Source organism: Mycobacterium malmoense (assembly GCF_019645855.1).
GTDB classification, from domain to species: Bacteria; Actinomycetota; Actinomycetes; order Mycobacteriales; family Mycobacteriaceae; genus Mycobacterium; species Mycobacterium malmoense.
The window spans coordinates 1,591,698-1,608,554 of the sequence record NZ_CP080999.1 but is presented as its reverse complement, the minus strand read 5'-3'; the positions used below and the strand labels follow the sequence as shown (position 1 = coordinate 1,608,554).

At 67.7% G+C, this 16,857-nt stretch carries 14 protein-coding genes; 6 read left to right on the top strand and 8 right to left on the bottom strand.

What is annotated here, in order from left to right; genetic code table 11:
- Positions 1-8: 8 nt before the first annotated feature.
- Both K3U93_RS07580 and serA read right to left on the bottom strand, forming a co-directional pair.
- Complete coding sequence (locus K3U93_RS07580; RefSeq protein WP_083010547.1) at positions 9-1,028, bottom strand: 3-isopropylmalate dehydrogenase; 1,020 nt, start codon at positions 1,026-1,028, stop codon at positions 9-11.
- Positions 1,025-2,611, bottom strand: a complete 1,587-nt coding sequence (gene serA, locus K3U93_RS07575) for a phosphoglycerate dehydrogenase (RefSeq protein WP_083010548.1) — start codon at positions 2,609-2,611, stop codon at positions 1,025-1,027. Before serA ends, K3U93_RS07580 begins: the two co-directional genes overlap by 4 nt.
- Positions 2,612-2,877: 266 nt before the next feature.
- Between serA and wrbA the strand changes: the two genes are divergently transcribed.
- Positions 2,878-3,480 (top strand): NAD(P)H:quinone oxidoreductase, encoded by a 603-nt coding sequence (gene wrbA, locus K3U93_RS07570; protein WP_083010549.1) that lies wholly within the window; start codon positions 2,878-2,880, stop codon positions 3,478-3,480.
- A gap of 106 nt (positions 3,481-3,586) precedes the next feature.
- On the opposite strand, the gene ilvC is transcribed toward wrbA, so the two are convergent.
- Genes ilvC through K3U93_RS07555 form a run of 3 tightly spaced genes read right to left on the bottom strand, consistent with a single transcriptional unit; the run spans position 3,587 to position 7,006 of the window.
- Entirely contained in the window at positions 3,587-4,588 is a 1,002-nt protein-coding gene (ilvC, locus tag K3U93_RS07565) for a ketol-acid reductoisomerase (protein ID WP_083010550.1), read from the bottom strand.
- Positions 4,589-4,625: 37 nt separating this feature from the next.
- Complete coding sequence (ilvN, locus tag K3U93_RS07560; protein WP_071511309.1) at positions 4,626-5,126, bottom strand: acetolactate synthase small subunit; 501 nt, start codon at positions 5,124-5,126, stop codon at positions 4,626-4,628.
- Positions 5,126-7,006, bottom strand: coding sequence for an acetolactate synthase large subunit (locus K3U93_RS07555; RefSeq protein WP_083010551.1), 1,881 nt, complete (start codon positions 7,004-7,006; stop codon positions 5,126-5,128). The genes ilvN and K3U93_RS07555 overlap by 1 nt, the downstream gene beginning before the upstream one ends.
- A gap of 405 nt (positions 7,007-7,411) precedes the next feature.
- Between K3U93_RS07555 and K3U93_RS07550 the strand changes: the two genes are divergently transcribed.
- The gene (locus tag K3U93_RS07550; RefSeq protein WP_071511333.1) at positions 7,412-7,750 is read left to right on the top strand and encodes a PH domain-containing protein; all 339 of its coding nucleotides are present in this window, start codon (positions 7,412-7,414) and stop codon (positions 7,748-7,750) included.
- 1 nt (position 7,751) lies between these two features.
- Here K3U93_RS07550 and K3U93_RS07545 read toward each other — a convergent pair whose 3' ends face one another.
- Entirely contained in the window at positions 7,752-8,603 is an 852-nt protein-coding gene (locus K3U93_RS07545; RefSeq protein WP_071511307.1) for a DoxX family protein, read from the bottom strand.
- 223 nt (positions 8,604-8,826) lie between these two features.
- On the opposite strand from K3U93_RS07545, the gene K3U93_RS07540 reads away from it, so the two are divergent.
- Positions 8,827-9,957, top strand: coding sequence for a PQQ-dependent sugar dehydrogenase (locus tag K3U93_RS07540; RefSeq protein WP_071511306.1), 1,131 nt, complete (start codon positions 8,827-8,829; stop codon positions 9,955-9,957).
- A gap of 14 nt (positions 9,958-9,971) precedes the next feature.
- Here the strand turns inward: K3U93_RS07540 and gatB are convergent, their stop codons facing one another.
- Positions 9,972-11,483 (bottom strand): Asp-tRNA(Asn)/Glu-tRNA(Gln) amidotransferase subunit GatB, encoded by a 1,512-nt coding sequence (gatB, locus tag K3U93_RS07535; protein WP_083010552.1) that lies wholly within the window; start codon positions 11,481-11,483, stop codon positions 9,972-9,974.
- A 217-nt stretch (positions 11,484-11,700) separates the two neighbouring features.
- Here gatB and K3U93_RS07530 point away from each other — a divergent pair, with 217 nt between their 5' ends.
- From K3U93_RS07530 to K3U93_RS07520, 3 genes are all read left to right on the top strand, one after another.
- On the top strand, positions 11,701-12,351 hold the full coding sequence (locus tag K3U93_RS07530) for a TetR/AcrR family transcriptional regulator (RefSeq protein WP_071511304.1): 651 nt from the start codon (positions 11,701-11,703) through the stop codon (positions 12,349-12,351).
- A 93-nt stretch (positions 12,352-12,444) separates the two neighbouring features.
- Complete coding sequence (locus tag K3U93_RS07525) at positions 12,445-12,879, top strand: MmpS family transport accessory protein (RefSeq protein ID WP_071511303.1); 435 nt, start codon at positions 12,445-12,447, stop codon at positions 12,877-12,879.
- Positions 12,876-15,734, top strand: a complete 2,859-nt coding sequence (locus K3U93_RS07520; protein ID WP_083010554.1) for an MMPL/RND family transporter — start codon at positions 12,876-12,878, stop codon at positions 15,732-15,734. Before K3U93_RS07525 ends, K3U93_RS07520 begins: the two co-directional genes overlap by 4 nt.
- A gap of 8 nt (positions 15,735-15,742) precedes the next feature.
- On the opposite strand, the gene K3U93_RS07515 is transcribed toward K3U93_RS07520, so the two are convergent.
- Entirely contained in the window at positions 15,743-16,774 is a 1,032-nt protein-coding gene (locus K3U93_RS07515) for an ATP-dependent 6-phosphofructokinase (protein ID WP_071511301.1), read from the bottom strand.
- Between the last annotated feature and the right edge of the window lie 83 nt (positions 16,775-16,857).

Below are 16,857 nucleotides of genomic sequence, written 5' to 3'. Positions count from 1 at the left end.
TTTGGAGGCTAGAGCGCGCCGACGATCCGTTCGCCGACTTCGCTGGTGGAGAGCCGTTCGTTCCCACGAGTTGCCAGATGGGTCTCGACGGCCCGGTCCACCCGGGCAGCGGCATCGTCCTCGCCGAGGTGGGCGAGCAGCAGCGCCACCGACATGATCGCGGCCGTCGGATCGGCGATGCCCCGGCCGGCGATGTCGGGCGCGCTGCCGTGCACCGGCTCGAACATCGAGGGGTTGGTCCGGGTGGCGTCGATATTTCCGCTGGCGGCCAAGCCAATTCCGCCGCACACCGCCGCGGCCAAGTCGGTGATGATGTCGCCGAACAGGTTGTCGGTGACGATCACGTCGAAGCGGCCGGGGTCGGTGACCAGGTAGATGGTGGCGGCGTCGACGTGTGAGTAGGCCACCTCGACGTCGGGGTATTCCTCGCCGACCTCGGCCACGACGCGCGACCACAGCTTCCCCGCGAACGTCAGCACGTTGTTTTTGTGCACCAGCGTCAGGTGTTTGCGGCGCAGCCGCGCCCGCTCGAACGCGTATCGCACCACCCGGCGCACGCCGAACGCGGTGTTCACGCTGACCTCGGTGGCCACCTCGTGGGGCGTGCCGACGCGGATCGCGCCGCCGTTGCCGGTGTAGGGGCCCTCGGTGCCCTCGCGCACCACGACGAAGTCGATGCCGGGATTCCCGCTCTCCAATTTCAGCGGGCCGCTCACCCCCGGGTACAGCCGGCCCGGCCGCAGGTTGACGTGGTGGTCCAGCTCAAAACGCAGGCGCAGCAACAGGCCTCGCTCCAGCACGCCGCTGGGCACCGACGGATCGCCTATCGCCCCGAGCAGGATCGCGTCATGCTGGCGCAGCTCGGCCAGCACCGAGTCCGGCAGCAGCTCGCCGGTCGCGTGGAACCGACGGGCGCCCAGGTCGTAGCCCGTCTTCTGCACCCCCGGCACGACCGCGTCGAGGACTTTGACGGCCTCGGCCACCACCTCGGGGCCGATGCCGTCGCCACTGATAACCGCCAGTTTCACGACAGGTCAACCACTTCGAGCTTGTTGGCGCCCACGGCCGCCGCGATCGCCGACCGCACGTCGCCCGGCACGTCCTGGTCCACCCGCAGCAGGATCGTCGCGCTCGGGCCCTCGGCGTCCTCGGACAGTTGCGCGGCGTGGATGTTCACGCCGGCCGCGCCGAGCAGGGTGCCGATCTTGCCCAGCGCCCCGGGCTGATCGACGTAGTTGATCACCAGGTTGGTGCCCTGGGCGCGCAGGTCGAAGTTGCGGCCGTTGATCTGCACGATCTTTTCCACCAGCTGCGGCCCGGACAGCGTGCCGGCGACGTTGACCACCGAGCCGTCGTGGGCGACGGCCCGCACGTCGACGACGCTGCGGTGGTTGGGGCTTTCCGACGCCGTGCTGATTTCGGCGGTCACGCCGCGTTCGGCGGCCAGCGCCGGCGCGTTGACGAAGGTCACCTGGTCCTCGATGACCGCCGAGAACAAGCCGCGCAGCGCCGAAAGCCGCAGCACCTCAACGTCTTCGGACGCCAGCTCGCCGCGCACCTGCACGGACAGCGACGCCGGCAGGCCGTCGGACAGCGCCGCGGCCAGCACGCCGAGCTTGCGCGCCAGATCGAGCCAGGGCGCCACCTCCTCGCTGACCACCCCGCCGCCGACGTTGACCGCGTCGGGGACGAACTCCCCCGCCAGCGCCAGCCGCACGCTCTCGGCCACGTCGGTGCCGGCCCGGTCCTGGGCCTCGGCGGTGGACGCCCCCAGGTGCGGCGTGACCACCACCTGCGGCAGCTCGAAAAGCGGGCTGTCGGTGCAGGGTTCGCTGGAGAACACGTCGATGCCGGCGGCGCGGACGTGGCCGCTGCTCACCGCCTCGGCCAGCGCCGCCTCGTCCACCAGCCCGCCGCGGGCGGCGTTGACGATGATGACGCCCGGCTTGGTCTTGGCCAGCGCCTCCTTGTCGATCAGGCCCGCCGTCTCGGGCGTCTTCGGCAGGTGCACCGAGATGAAGTCGGCGCGGGCCAGCAGGTCGTCCAGCGCCAGCAGCTCGATGCCGAGCTGCGCGGCCCGGGTCGGCGCCACGTACGGGTCGTAGGCGATCACGTGGGTGCCGAAGGCCGCGATCCGCTGCGCGAACAGCTGCCCGATCCGGCCCAGCCCGACGACACCGACGGTCTTGCCGAAGATTTCGGTGCCCGAGAACGACGACCGCTTCCAGGCGTGCTCCCGGAGGGAGGCGTCGGCGGCCGCGATCTGGCGCGCCGCGCTCAGCAGCAGGGCCAGCGCGTGCTCGGCGGCGCTGTGGATGTTCGACGTCGGCGCGTTGACCACCAGCACGCCGCGGGCGGTGGCGGCGTCGACGTCGACGTTGTCCAGCCCGACCCCGGCGCGCGCGACGATCTTCAGCTTGGGGGCGGCCGCCAGCACCTCGGCGTCGACCGTGGTGGCCGACCGCACCAGCAGCGCGTCGGCCTCGGGCACGGCGGCCAGCAGCTTCGGCCGGTCCGGCCCGTCCACCCAGCGCACCTCCACCTGGTCTCCCAGCGCGGCGACGGTTGATTCGGCGAGTTTGTCGGCTATCACTACAACGGGAAGATTCACCCGGCCAGCCTATCGGCTGGCGGACCGGGCACTCCGACGCGGCACCAGCGGTGAAGCCACACCCGCCGCACGTGTCTCCGCTGGAGGCAGCACCCGTTGTGCCCGCCTATGAGCGACAAGCGCCCGAACGCTCACGGGCAGGCCGGAACTGTCGCTTGGAGGCGGGCAAACCGTCGATCCCTTTTCCCGCCGGGTCGGATGTGGCGGCTGTGAACTGACGCCGACAGCGCTCTCTGCCGCATGCGGTAAGCGCCTACGCTTGCCCCGTGACCAAACTCGCGATCATCTACTATTCGGCCACCGGTCACGGCACCGCGATGGCACAGCGCGTCGCCGCGGCGGCCGAGTCGGCGGGCGCCGAGGTCCGCCTGCGACACGTCGCCGAAACCCACGACCCGGAATCGTTCGCCCGCAACCCGGCGTGGACGGCGAATTACGAAGCCACCAAGGACCTTCCGGCGGCCACCGGCGACGACATCGTGTGGGCCGACGCGGTGATCTTCGGCTCACCGACCCGGTTTGGCTCTCCCGCAGCGCAATTGCGCACGTTCCTCGACTCGCTGGGCGGGCTGTGGGCCGAGGGCAAGCTCGCGGACAAGGTGTATGCGGCCTTCACGTCGTCCAACACCCTGCACGGCGGGCAGGAGACGACGCTGCTCGCCCTTTACATCACGTTGATGCATTTCGGCGGCATCATCGTGCCGCCGGGATACACCGACCCGTCCAAGTTCGTCGACGGCAATCCGTACGGGGTGAGCCTGGTGTCCACCCACGACAACATCCACGAGTTCGACGAGACGACCCAGCACGCCCTCGATCACCTGGCCCGCCGGGTGGTTACGGTCGCCGGCAGGCTGGCGGCCGACTAGGGCGGCCGGCTAGGCGCCGAGCGTCACGCTAGCGTGGCACCGGCGACCGAGCGCCACGCTAGCGTGACGCTCGGCGGAAGGGTTACGGAAGGGCTCGGCGGAAGGGTTACGCCGTCTCGGTGATCGGGCGGTCGACCCAGCTCATCAGGTCGCGCAGCTTCTTGCCGGTGACCTCGATGGGATGCTCGGCGTTTTGCTTGCGCAACTCCTCGAGCTGCTTGTTGCCGCCCTCGATGTTGGCGACCAGCTTCTTGACGAAGGTGCCGTCCTGGATCTCGCGCAGAATCTCGCGCATCCGCTCCTTGGTGCCGGCGTCGATGATCCGCGGGCCCGACAGGTACCCGCCGAACTCCGCGGTGTCGGACACCGAGTAGTTCATCCGGGCGATGCCGCCCTCGTACATCAGGTCGACGATCAGCTTGAGCTCGTGCAGCACCTCGAAGTACGCCATCTCCGGCGGATAGCCCGCCTCGACCATCACGTCGAAACCGGCCTTCACCAATTCCTCTGTGCCACCGCACAATACGGCCTGCTCGCCGAAGAGGTCGGTCTCGGTCTCGTCCTTGAAGGTGGTCTTGATGACGCCGGCCCGGGTGCCGCCGATGGCCTTGGCGTAGGACAGCGCCAGCGCCTCGCCCTTGCCGGTCGGGTCCTGGTCGACGGCGATCAGGCAGGGCACGCCCTTGCCGTCGACGAACTGGCGGCGCACCAAATGGCCGGGGCCCTTGGGGGCGACCATCGCGACGGTGACGTCGCCGGGCGGCTTGATCAAGCCGAAGTGGATGTTGAGCCCATGACCGAAGAACAACGCGTCGCCGGCGTTGAGGTTGGGCTCGATGTCGTTGGCGAAGATCTCGGCCTGCGCGGTGTCGGGCGCCAGCAGCATGATGACGTCGGCCCACTTGGCCACCTCGGCGGGGGTGTCGACGTCCAGCCCCTGCTCGGCGACCTTGGCCCGGGATTTCGAGCCCTCCTTCAGCCCGACGCGCACTTGCACGCCGGAGTCGCGCAGGCTCAGCGAGTGCGCGTGCCCCTGGCTGCCGTATCCGATCACGCCGACCTTGCGGCCACCGATGATCGACAGGTCTGCGTCGTCGTCGTAGAACATCTCTAATGCCACTGTGGATTTCCTTCTCTTCGATGAGTTACTTGGCGGCGCCGATCCCGCGCGCACCGCGGGACAACGACACCAGGCCCGACTGAACGATTTCGCGGATGCCGAAAGGCTCCAGCACGCGCAGCAGCGCCTCGATCTTGCCGCGGTCACCCGTGGCCTCGATGGTCAGCGCTTCCGGTGACACGTCAATCACCTTGGCGCGGAACAGGTTTACCGCTTCGATCACCTGGCTGCGGCTGCCGGCGTCGGCGCGGACCTTGATCAGCGCCAATTCGCGTGACACCGAGTTGTTTTCGTCTTGCTCGATGATCTTGATGACGTTGATCAGCTTGTTGAGTTGCTTGGTGACCTGTTCGAGCGGGGTGTCCTCGGCGGAGACGACGATGGTCATCCGCGACATGTCCTTCTGCTCGGTGGCGCCCACGGCCAGCGACTCGATGTTGAAACCGCGCCGGGAGAACAGCGCCGCCACCCGCGCGAGCACGCCGGGTTTGTCTTCCACCAGCACCGACAACGTGTGCGTGTTCATCAGGCGTGCCCTTCGGTTTCGTCGTCGAACAACGGGCGGATGCCGCGGGCGGCCTGGATCTCGTCGTTGCTGGTGCCGGCGGCCACCATCGGCCACACCTGCGCGTCGGCGCCGACGATGAAGTCGATCACCACCGGGCGGTCGTTGATCGCCCGTGCCGCCTTGATCACGTCGACAACGTCTTCGGCACGCTCGCAACGCAATCCGACGCAACCCAGCGCCTCGGCCAGCTTCACGAAGTCCGGGATGCGGTGCGAGTGCGTGGCCAGGTCGGTCTGCGAGTACCGCTCTTCGTAGAAGAGGCTCTGCCACTGCCGCACCATGCCCAGGTTGCCGTTGTTGATCAGCGCGACCTTGATCGGGGCGCCCTCGATGGCGCAGGTGGCCAGCTCCTGGTTGGTCATCTGGAAGCAGCCGTCGCCGTCGATCGCCCAGACCTCCGCGTCCGGGCGGGCGACCTTGGCGCCCATGGCCGCCGGGATGGCGAACCCCATGGTGCCCAGGCCGCCGGAGTTGATCCAGGTGCGCGGCTTCTCGTAGGAAACGAACTGCGCCGCCCACATCTGGTGCTGGCCGACGCCGGCGACGTACACGGCGTCCGGGCCGGCGATCTTGCCCAGCGTTTCGATCACGTACTCCGGGCTCAGGCTGCCGTCGCTCTGCGGGCCGTAGCTCAGCGGGTACGTCTTTCGAACCCCGTCGAGGTAGGCCCACCAGTCGGCCAGCTCGAGGGCGCCGGCAGCGCCGTGGTGCCGCAGCATCGCGACGAGGTCGGTGAGGACGGCCTTGACGTCGCCGACGATCGGCACGTCGGCGTGCCGGTTCTTGCCGATCTCGGCAGGGTCGATGTCGGCGTGGATGACCTTGGCCTCGGGCGCGAAGGAGTCGAGCTTGCCGGTCACCCGGTCGTCGAAGCGGGTGCCCAGCGCGATCAGCAGGTCGCTGCGCTGCAGCGCCGCCACCGCCGCCACCGTGCCGTGCATGCCGGGCATGCCCAGGTTCTGCGGATGGCTGTCCGGAAACGCGCCGCGCGCCATCAGCGTGGTGACCACGGGGATGCCGGTCAGCTCCGCAAGCTCGGCCAGCTGCTCGGTCGCCTCGCCGCGGATGACGCCGCCGCCGACGTAGAGCACCGGTTTGCGGGCGGCCGCGATCAGCTTGGCGGCCTCGCGGACCTGCCGGTTGTGCGGCTTGGTGTTCGGCTTGTAGCCGGGCAGGTCCATTTTCGGCGGCCAGGCGAACGTGCACTGGCCCTGCAGCACGTCCTTGGGGATGTCGACGAGCACCGCGCCCGGGCGTCCCGAGGAGGCGATGTGGAAGGCCTCGGCCAGGACCCGGGGAATGTCGTCGCCGGAGCGAACCAGGAAGTTGTGCTTGGTGATCGGCATCGTGATGCCCGAGATGTCGGCCTCCTGGAAGGCGTCGGTGCCGATCAGCCCGCGCCCGACCTGTCCGGTGATGGCGACGACGGGGATCGAATCCATCTGCGCGTCGGCCAGCGGGGTCACCAGGTTGGTGGCGCCGGGACCCGACGTCGCCATGCACACCCCGACCTTGCCGGTGGCGTGCGCGTACCCGCTGGCGGCGTGGCCGGCGCCCTGCTCGTGGCGGACCAGCACGTGGCGCAGCTTTTTCGAGTAAAACAGCGGGTCGTAGACCGGCAGCACGGCGCCGCCGGGAATCCCAAATATGACCTCGACGTCGAGTTCCTCCAGCGACCGTATCACCGACTGGGCGCCGGTAAGTTGCTGTGGCGCAACGCGTTTCGGTGGGGCCGTCGCGGATTTTGCGACGGGTTTGGCGGTGTCCGGCGCGCCGTTGGCCGCGTCCTGCGGCCCCGGTTCGGCGGCCGGTGTGTGTGGCCTGGTCGGTGCGCTCACTGTCGTCCTCTTGGTCCTGTTCGCGGTTTCGTTGCTACGCAAGAAAAAACCCCCGTCAGCTCGGCTGCTGTACGAGGGTTGGCGCGTTGGTGCTGGATCGCTTCAAATGCCCATGGGCTAGTCAGGCACCAACGCGCCGACTAAGTACTACAAGCATTCCCGGCTTTCCGGCGGTATCCATAGCGTCCGACGGTAGCCTTCGCACAGCTCAGCCGTCAAATCCGGTCTCGCCCGGCGTGCACTGCGTCGAGTGTGCGCCTGCGGCTTCGAGTGTGCGTTCTGGGTGACGACGCGCCGCGGATCGTCACCGTGAGCGCACACTCGGCGCGGGGCCGGCCGGACGCCGGGCGGTGGAATGATACGAGGGTGGTTACCGATTCCCCCGTCGTGATCAAGGTGTCGCCGATGGCGCACCTCGCCGTCGGATTCTTGACCCTGGGGTTGTTGATACCGGTGCTCGCGTGGCCACCGTCGGCGCCGCTGCTGGTCATCCCGGTGGTGGCGTCGGCGTTGATCGTCCGGCTGCGCACCGTCGCCGACGACGAGGGCGTGACCGTCCGGACGCTGCTGGGCGCCCAGACGGTGCGCTGGGACGACATCGACGGGCTGCGCTTCCACCGGGGTTCCTGGGCACGCGCGCGCCTCAAAAGCGGGGCGGAGCTGCGATTGCCCGCGGTCACGTTCGCGACGCTCCCGCTGCTGACCGAGGTCAGCTCGGGGCGAGTCCCCAATCCCTATCGATGAATCAGGCGATCGGATTGACGCCGTTGAGCAGCACCCACACCGCGATGCCGGCGGCGATGCCGGCCAGCAGGGCGACGAACGACCCGATGAAGGGTCGATGGGCCCAACCGCGGCCGGCGTCGAGACCGTAGCGGCCGGGTCCGCACAGGATGACCGCGACGGCCAGGACGATCAGCGTGATCTGGTATTCGTGCCCCTCCGGCAGGAAGAACGAGTAGGGGTGCGAATGCGGCCGCGCCGAGACGGTGGCCAGCAGACCGTTGATCAGGAACGCCAGCGCCCCCGCCGCGGCCACCGGGGTGAACAGTCCCAGCACCAGCAGCACACCGGCCACGATCTCGCCGCCGGCGCTCACGTAGGCGAGGATGTCGGCGTGCTGGTAGCCGACGTCGGACAGTGAGTTCTTGAATCCCGTCACCCCTTGACCGCCCCACCAGCCGAACAGCTTTTGCATCCCGTGGGCACCCAGCACCGCTCCCAGCCCGACCCGCAGCACCAGCAAACCCAGATGCTGGGTGCCGCGCCGGCCGAGGGCGCGCAGCCGCCCGTGGTCCTCGTCGATTTCGGTGGGCTCGGCCGCGGAGATCGGCGCCGCCCGGGGCACCGACTGCGGCTGGACGTACGGCAACGGCTCCTGCTGGTCGAGCAGGTTGTATGCGCCGGCCGCAGGCGCACCGGCCTGGCCGGGGTCCTGGTACGGGATGACGGTGGTGGTGCCGAAGTCGCCCGGGTACCCGACTGGCGTCAGGTCATCTTCGGGGTCGACCAAGCGCGCCGAGGCGGGGCGCCCGGGGATTGGCTCCGCGGATTCGCCGGGCCGCTGCCAATGTGCGTCATGAGGTTGACTGGTCACGGGTGTCAGGGTAAGGGCAAATGCGGCTGAATTGGGGATTTGAGCGGCACTTTGGCAAGGCAATCGGCGGATGGTACGCCAAACGGGCCCCGATTGGCGCCAAAACACCTTGCCGGCCACCCGAAGGACCCGTGAAAGCACCCCGGGACCGGCGAAGCTTCCGGCCGCGGACACGGGGACCGCATGTGGCGGCGGTGCCCGCACTGTCCGTAGCCTGTCGGTCATGCGACTAGGGCGACCGGGGCGGGCTGTTCGGTGCGGGCTCGCCGCGCTCTGCGCGGCGGTGCTGGTCTCCAGCGGCTGCGCGCGGTTCAACGACGCCCAGTCGCAACCCTTCACCACCAACCCGGAGCTCAAGCCCGGGCCCAGCTCGACGCCTCCCCCGCCGCCACCGCTGCCGCCCACACCGTTCCCCAAGGCCTGCCCCGCGCCGGGCGTGATGCAGGGCTGCCTGGAGAGCACCAGCGGCCTGATCATGGGCACCGACAGCAAAAGCGCGTTGGTCGCCGAACGCACCACCGGCGCCGTCAAGGAGATCTCCGTCAACGCCGAGCCGAAGGTGAAGGTGGTCATCCCGGTCGACCCCTCCGGTGACGGCGGCCTGATGGATATCGTGCTCTCGCCGACCTACAACCAAGACCGCCTGATGTACGCCTACGTCAGCACGCCCACCGACAATCGGGTCATCCGCATCGCCGACGGCGACATCCCGAAGGACATCCTCACCGGGATCCCCAAGGGCGCCACCGGGAACACCGGGGCGTTGATCTTCACCAGCCCCACGACGCTAGTCGTGATGACCGGCGATGCGGGCAACCCGGCGATGGCCGCAGACCCCAAATCGTTGGCCGGCAAGGTCCTGCGCATCGAGCAGCCGACGACCATCGGCCAGGCTCCGCCGACGACGGCGCTCTCGGGTGTGGGCTCCGGCGGCGGCCTGTGCACCGACCCCGTCGACGGCTCGCTGTATGTCGTCGACCGCACCCCCACGGCCGATCGGTTGCAGCGCATCACCAAGACCTCGGAGGTCTCCACGGTGTGGACGTGGCCGGACAAGCCCGGCGTGGCTGGGTGCGCGGCCATGGATGGGACCGTGCTGGTCAACCTGATCAACACCAAGCTGACGGTGGCCGTCCGGCTCGCGCCGTCGACGGGCGCGGTCACCGGTGAACCCGACGTTGTCCGCAAGGACACCCACGCCCACGCGTGGGCGCTGCGGATGTCGCCCGACGGAAACGTCTGGGGCGCAACGGTGAACAAGACCGCCGGGGACGCCGAGAAGCTCGACGACGTGGTGTTCCCGCTGTTCCCGCAGGGCGGCGGCTTCCCGCGCAACAACGACGACAAGACCTAGCGGGCCCGGCCGATCTAGCCCTGGCCGCAGGCGGCCAGCACCAGTTCGCGCACCCGGGCCGCGTCGGCTTGGCCGCGGGTGGCCTTCATCACCGCGCCGACGATCGCGCCGGCCGCGGCGACCTTGCCGCCGCGGATCTTCTCGACCACATCGGGATTGGCGGCCAGGGCCTCGTCGACGGCGGCCTGGGTCACCGAGTCGTCGCGCACCAGCGCCAGACCGCGGGCGGTCATCACCTGTTCGGGTTCGCCCTCCCCGGCCAGCACACCCTCCACGACCTGGCGGGCCAGCTTGTTGGACAGCTTGCCCTCGTCGACCAGCGCCACCACCGCGGCGATCTGGGCCGGGGTGATGGCCAGCTCGTCCAATCCGACGTTGGCCTCGTTGGCCTTCTGCACCAGGAAGTTTCCCCACCAGGCGCGCGCCTGCTCGCTGGACGCGCCGTGCTTGACGGTCTCGGCGACCAATTCGACGGCGCCGGCGTTGACGAGATCCCGCATCACCTCGTCGGAAACGCCCCATTCCTGCTGAATTCGCTTGCGGCTCAACCACGGTAGCTCGGGGATGGTCTGCCGCAATCGCTCGACCAGCTCGCGGCTGGGTGCGACGGGTTCTAGGTCGGGCTCGGGGAAATAGCGGTAATCCTCCGCGGTCTCCTTGGCGCGGCCCGGGCTGGTGTAGCCGGCCTCGTGAAAGTGCCTGGTCTCCTGGGTGATTCGCCCGCCGGACGCCAGAACGGCGCCCTGGCGCCGCATTTCGTAACGCACGGCGACCTCGACGCTTTTCAGCGAGTTGACGTTCTTGGTCTCGGTCCGGGTGCCGAACTCGGCGGCCCCTTTTGGTTTCAGCGACACGTTGGCGTCGCAGCGCATCGAGCCCTGGTCCATCCGGACGTCGGATACGTCCAAGGCGCGCACCAGGTCTCGCAATGCCGTCACATAGGCGCGGGCGATCTGCGGCGCCCGGTCCCCGGCCCCCTCGATGGGCTTGGTGACGATTTCGATCAGCGGCACGCCGGCGCGGTTGTAGTCGATCAGCGATGTCGTCGCGCCGTGGATGCGGCCGGTCTCGCTGCCCAGGTGGGTGAGCTTGCCGGTGTCTTCCTCCATGTGCGCGCGCTCGATGTCCACCCGCCAGGTGGTGCCGTCCTCCAGGGGCGCATCCAGGTGGCCGTCGATGGCGATCGGCTCGTCGTACTGCGAAATCTGGTAGTTCTTCGGCATGTCCGGGTAGAAGTAGTTCTTCCGGGCGAAGCGGCACCACGGCACGATCTCGCAGTTCAGCGCCAGGCCGATTCGGATCGCCGACTCCACCGCGGTGCGGTTGAGCACCGGCAGCGAGCCGGGCAGCCCCAGGCACACCGGGCACACCTGGGTGTTGGGTTCGGCGCCGAATGCGGTGGCGCAGCCGCAGAACATTTTGGTGACGGTGGACAACTCGACGTGGACCTCGAGGCCGAGCACCGGATCAAAGCGCGCGACGACGTCGTCGTAGTCCAAAAGGTCGGGTCCGGTGGCAACACTCATGTCGTCGATCCTAGGTGCGGCCCCGACACACCCACCGAGGGATGTTGAGCGGCACCCGTCAGTGCCCTATTATGCGAACAGTAATTCGCATTCTTGTTAGGGGGCGCAGCACCCGCGAAAGGAGCCGGCAATGCGACACGCAGCGCCGTCGGGACCACCCGTCACCGACCGGTCGGCCCGTCGTTGCCCGACCGGCCCGCCAGTACGCTCAAGGGTCGTGAACCCTGGGCAGGCGAAATCGGGATTCCACCCGCCCCAGCAGGCGCGCAGTCGCGCCGCCCTGCAACGGTTGCTCGCCTCGGCCCAACACGTCCTGGTCACTGAGGGGCTCGAAGAGCTCACGATCGCCCGCGTCGCCGAACACGCCGGGGTCTCCGTCGGCGGCGTCTACCGACGGTTCGCAGGCAAAGAGCAACTAATCGACGCCGTCAAGCACGCGTTCGTGGAGCGACTCGAACACAACGTGGCCGCGGCACTCGACAAGGCGGACCCGTCGCTGGGCGGTGTGGTCGACGCCTTCACCGCGGCGCTGAGCGAGACACTGGACGAAAGCGGCCGCCTCATTCCCGCCATGCTGGCCGGTGGGCACAGTGCCGATCCCCCGGAGGAAGGGCTGCGCACGCTCGCCGGCTTGCGCCAGCGGTTCCTCGACACCGCGGCGCCTCACCGACAACAGGTCCGCCACCCGGATCCCGCCGCCGCGCTTGACATTGCGTTTCGCAGCGTGATCGCGGCCGGCGCGCACCGCGCCGCGATGTCGCCGTGGTTGCCCGACGGCCTGACGTGGCCGCAGTGGGCCCGCGAAATCACCGACATGATCACGATGTATCTGACCGTCGAACGTCAAAACACTTCTTCCGCACAGTAATTCGAATCGGCTTCGGCTGCGCGCGGGGATGGTCAATGACGCGAGCGACAACGCCATCCGTCGGCCCAAACATGAATCGAGGCAAGGCTTCCCATGCTGAAGAGGGTCAGGCGGCACTGGTTGCCGCTGCTGGTGCTGGCGGCGGTCGCGCTGGGAGGATTCGTGGTTGACCGGATGCACGGGATCTTCGGGTCCGACAACGAGATCACCCGCGAAGGCTCCGGGATAGCCAAAGACGCGGCGCCGTTCAACCCGAAGCGGGTGACCTACGAGGTGTTCGGGCCGGCGGGCACCCTCGCGACGATCAACTACCTTGACCTGTCGGCGAATCCGCGGAGCATCAAACAGGTCCCGCTGCCGTGGACGCTCACGCTGACCACGACCTCGCCGGCGACCAGCCCGATCCTGCTCGCCCAGGGCGACGCCGAGACCATCGGCTGCCGCATCACGGTCGACGGCAAGGTCAAGGACGAGAAGACCTCCGAGGGCGTGGATGCCTTCACCTTCTGCCAGGTGAAGTCGGCATGAGCGCCTCCACCACGGGGGCCCGACCGGCCGTCTCCCGTTTCATTCGGATGTTTGCGGTGCCGATCCTGCTCGGCTGGGTGGCGCTGGCAGTGTTGCTCAACGTCGCCGTGCCCTCCCTGGAGGAGGTCGGCCAGGAACACTCGGTGTCGCTGAGCCCGGCGGATGCGCCCTCGATGCAGGCCATGAAACACATCGGGCGGGTGTTCAAGGAATCCGACTCCGACGCCTCGGCGATGATCGTGTTGGAGGGCGACCAACCGTTGGGGGACGCGGCCCACCGTTACTACGCGGGGCTGATCACAAAGCTCAGGGCGGACCCCGCACACATCACCCATGTGCAGGATTTCTGGGGAGACCCGCTCACCGCGGCCTCAGCACAAAGCAGCGACGGCAAAGCCACCTACGTGCAACTCAATTTGGCCGGCAACCAGGGCGAGGCGCTGGCCAACGAATCCATCGCCGCGGTCCGCCACATCATCGCCAGCACACCGCCACCGACCGGCGTGCACGTCTACGTCACCGGATCGACCGCATTGATCGCCGATCAGCACCAGGTCGGTGACAAGAGCCTGCGATTGGTCACGGCGATCACGCTGCTGGTCATTCTGGTCAGCCTGTTCATCGTCTACCGCTCCATCGCCACGGTGGTGCTGGTCTTGGTGATGGTGATCCTGGAAGTGATGGCGGCCCGCGGTGTCGTTGCCGCCCTGGGGCATTACGACGTGATCGGGTTGTCGACGTTCTCGGTGAACCTGTTGACCATGTTGGGTATCGCGGCGGGCACCGACTACGCGATCTTCGTCCTGGGCCGCTATCACGAGGCCCGCAATGCCGGCGAGGATCGCGCGACCGCGTTCGACACGATGTATCGCGGCACCGCGCACGTCATCCTCGGTTCGGGCCTGACGATCGCTGGCGCGACGTTTTGCCTGCACTTCACTCGGCTGCCGTACTTCCAGACGCTGGGTGTTCCGCTGGCGATCGGCATCACGGTGGCGGTGCTGGCGTCGTTGACGATGGCGCCGGCGATGTTGGTGATCGGAAGCCGGTTCGGGCTCTTCGAACCGAAACGGGTTGCGCGGACCCATGGTTGGCGACGGGTGGGAACGGCCGTAGTCCGTTGGCCGGGACCGATCCTGGCGGCGGCGTGCGCCCTGGCGCTGGTCGGGCTGATCGCGCTACCCGGCTACAAGACCAGTTACAACGACCGCAAATTCATGCCGTCCAACATCCCCGCGATGCAGGGATTCGCCGCGGCCGACCGGCACTTCTCCCAGGCCCGGATGAACCCGGAAATGCTGATGGTCCAAAGCGACCAGGATCTACGCAACTCCGCGGACATGCTGATCATCGAACGCATCGCCCGAAACATCTTCCACACCCAGGGAATCGCGCGGGTGCAGACCATCTCGCGCCCGTTGGGCACCCCCATCGACCACACCTCCATCCCGTATCAGATGGGCATGCAAGGTGTCGGGCAACAACTGACACGGGACTACATGCAGTCCCAGATGGACAGCATGCTGGTCATGGCCAATCAGATGGGCACCATGATCACCACCATGGAAGCCATGATCGCGATCATGAAGGAGCTCACCGGCGTTACCCATAACATGGTTGAGCAAATGAAGACCATGGTCGCGGAAATGAATGACCTCCGCGACAAGATTTCCAACTTCGACGACTTCTTTCGGCCCGTTCGTAGCTATTTCTATTGGGAGAAGCACTGTTTCGACATCCCGGCGTGCTCGTCGCTGCGCTCGGTCTTTGATGCGCTCGACGGCGTCGACACCCTCAGCGACGCCATCGGCGACCTGATGCCGCAGATGGACAAGCTCGACGCGCTCATGCCGCAGATGGTGAAAATGCTGACGCCGATGCTCACGATGATGGAGTCGATGCACACCATGATGCTGTCGATGCATTCCACGATGTCCGGCATACAGGACCAAGGCGCCGCGATGCAGGGCAAGGGCAATGCCATGGGTCAGGCGTTCGATACCTCCAAGAACGACGACTCGTTTTACCTGCCTCCGGAGGTGTTCGACAATCCCGACTTCAAACGGGGCATGAAGATGTTCATTTCGCCGGATGGAAAATCGGTGCGGTTCATCATCTCTCACCTCGGCGATCCGGCCAGCTCGGAGGGCATCGCCCATATCGACGCCATCCGCAATGCCACGTTCGAGGCCATCAAAGGTACGCCGCTGGAAAATGCCCGCATCTATATCGCCGGTACCGCGGCCACCGCCAAGGACATGAAGGAGGGATCCACCTACGACCTGCTGATCGCCGGTGTGGGAGCGCTGATTCTGATCTTCATCGTCATGCTGGTCCTGACCCGTGCGGTGATCGCCGCGGCGGTCATCGTCGGCACCGTGCTGCTGTCCCTGGGGACGTCGTTCGGGCTGTCGGTGCTCATCTGGCAGTACATCCTGGGCATCCAATTGCATTGGATGATCCTGGCGATGTCGGTGATCATCCTGCTCGCGGTGGGATCGGACTACAACCTGTTGCTGGTATCGCGGTTCAAGGAAGAGATCCACGCCGGAATCAAGACCGGCATCATCAGATCCATGGCCGGCACCGGCGCCGTCGTCACCTCGGCGGGTCTCGTGTTCGCCTTCACCATGATCTCCTTTGGCGCCAGCGCTCTGCTCATCCTCGCCGAGGTCGGTACCACCATCGGAATGGGCCTGCTGTTCGACACCCTGGTCGTGCGGTCATTCATGACTCCGTCGATCGCGGCGCTGATGGGCCGATGGTTCTGGTGGCCGCAACGCGTACGCACGAGGCCGACACGGGTCGCGACCCCGCCACGCGCAGAACACATCCCGACGTTGGTGGGCTCCTAAGCGCCCGCTTAGCCGAAGAAGGCCGCGGCATCGTCGTAGCGGCTCTGCGGCACCAGCTTGAGTTGGCGCACGGCATCCGCCAACGCCACCCGGCCGATGTCTTGGCCCCGCAGCGACACCATCTGGCCGTACTCGCCCGCGTGCGCGGCGTCGGCCGCGTTGACGCCGAACCGGGTGGCCAGCACCCGGTCGAAGGGCGTCGGGGTCCCGCCCCGCTGGACGTGGCCCAGCACGGTCACCCGGACCTCCTTGTTGATCCGCTTCTCCACCTCGATGGCCAGCTGCGCGGCCACCCCGGTGAAGCGTTCGTGGCCGAACTCGTCAATTCCGCCCTCCCGCAACGAAATCGAACCGGGGATGGGCTTGGCGCCCTCGGCGACCACGCAGATGAAATGCGAATCCCCGCGCTGGAAGCGCCGTTTGACGAGCCGGCACACCTCCTCGACATCGAAGGGCTGCTCGGGGATCAGCGTCATGTGCGCGCCGGAAGCCAGTCCGGCGTTCAGGGCGATCCAGCCGGCGTGGCGGCCCATCACCTCCACCAGCATCACCCGCTGGTGGGATTCGGCGGTGCTGTGCAACCGGTCGATGGCCTCGGTGGCCACGGTCAGCGCGGTGTCGTGGCCGAAAGTCACGTCGGTGCAATCGATGTCGTTGTCGATGGTCTTCGGCACGCCGACCACGGGAACGTTCTCCTCCGACAGCCAATGCGCGGCCGTCAGGGTGCCTTCACCGCCGATGGGGATCAGCACGTCGATGCCGTTGTCGTCCAGCGTCTGCTTGATCTGGTCGAGCCCGGCCCGCAGCTTGTCGGGGTGCACGCGGGCGGTGCCCAGCATCGTTCCGCCCTTGGCCAGCAACCGGTCGTTGCGGTCGTCGTTGTGCAGCTGCATGCGCCTGTTCTCCAGCAGCCCGCGCCAGCCGTCCTGGAATCCGACCACCGACGAGCCATACCGCGCGTCGCAGGTGCGCACCACCGCCCGGATGACGGCGTTCAGCCCGGGGCAGTCGCCGCCTCCGGTGAGAATTCCGATCCGCATGGCTCTCTATCTTGCCCCGCGGCTCCTACAGCGGTGTTCGCCGGGCCTGCCCGGCCACCAGACGCAGACTCGCACGCGGGAGG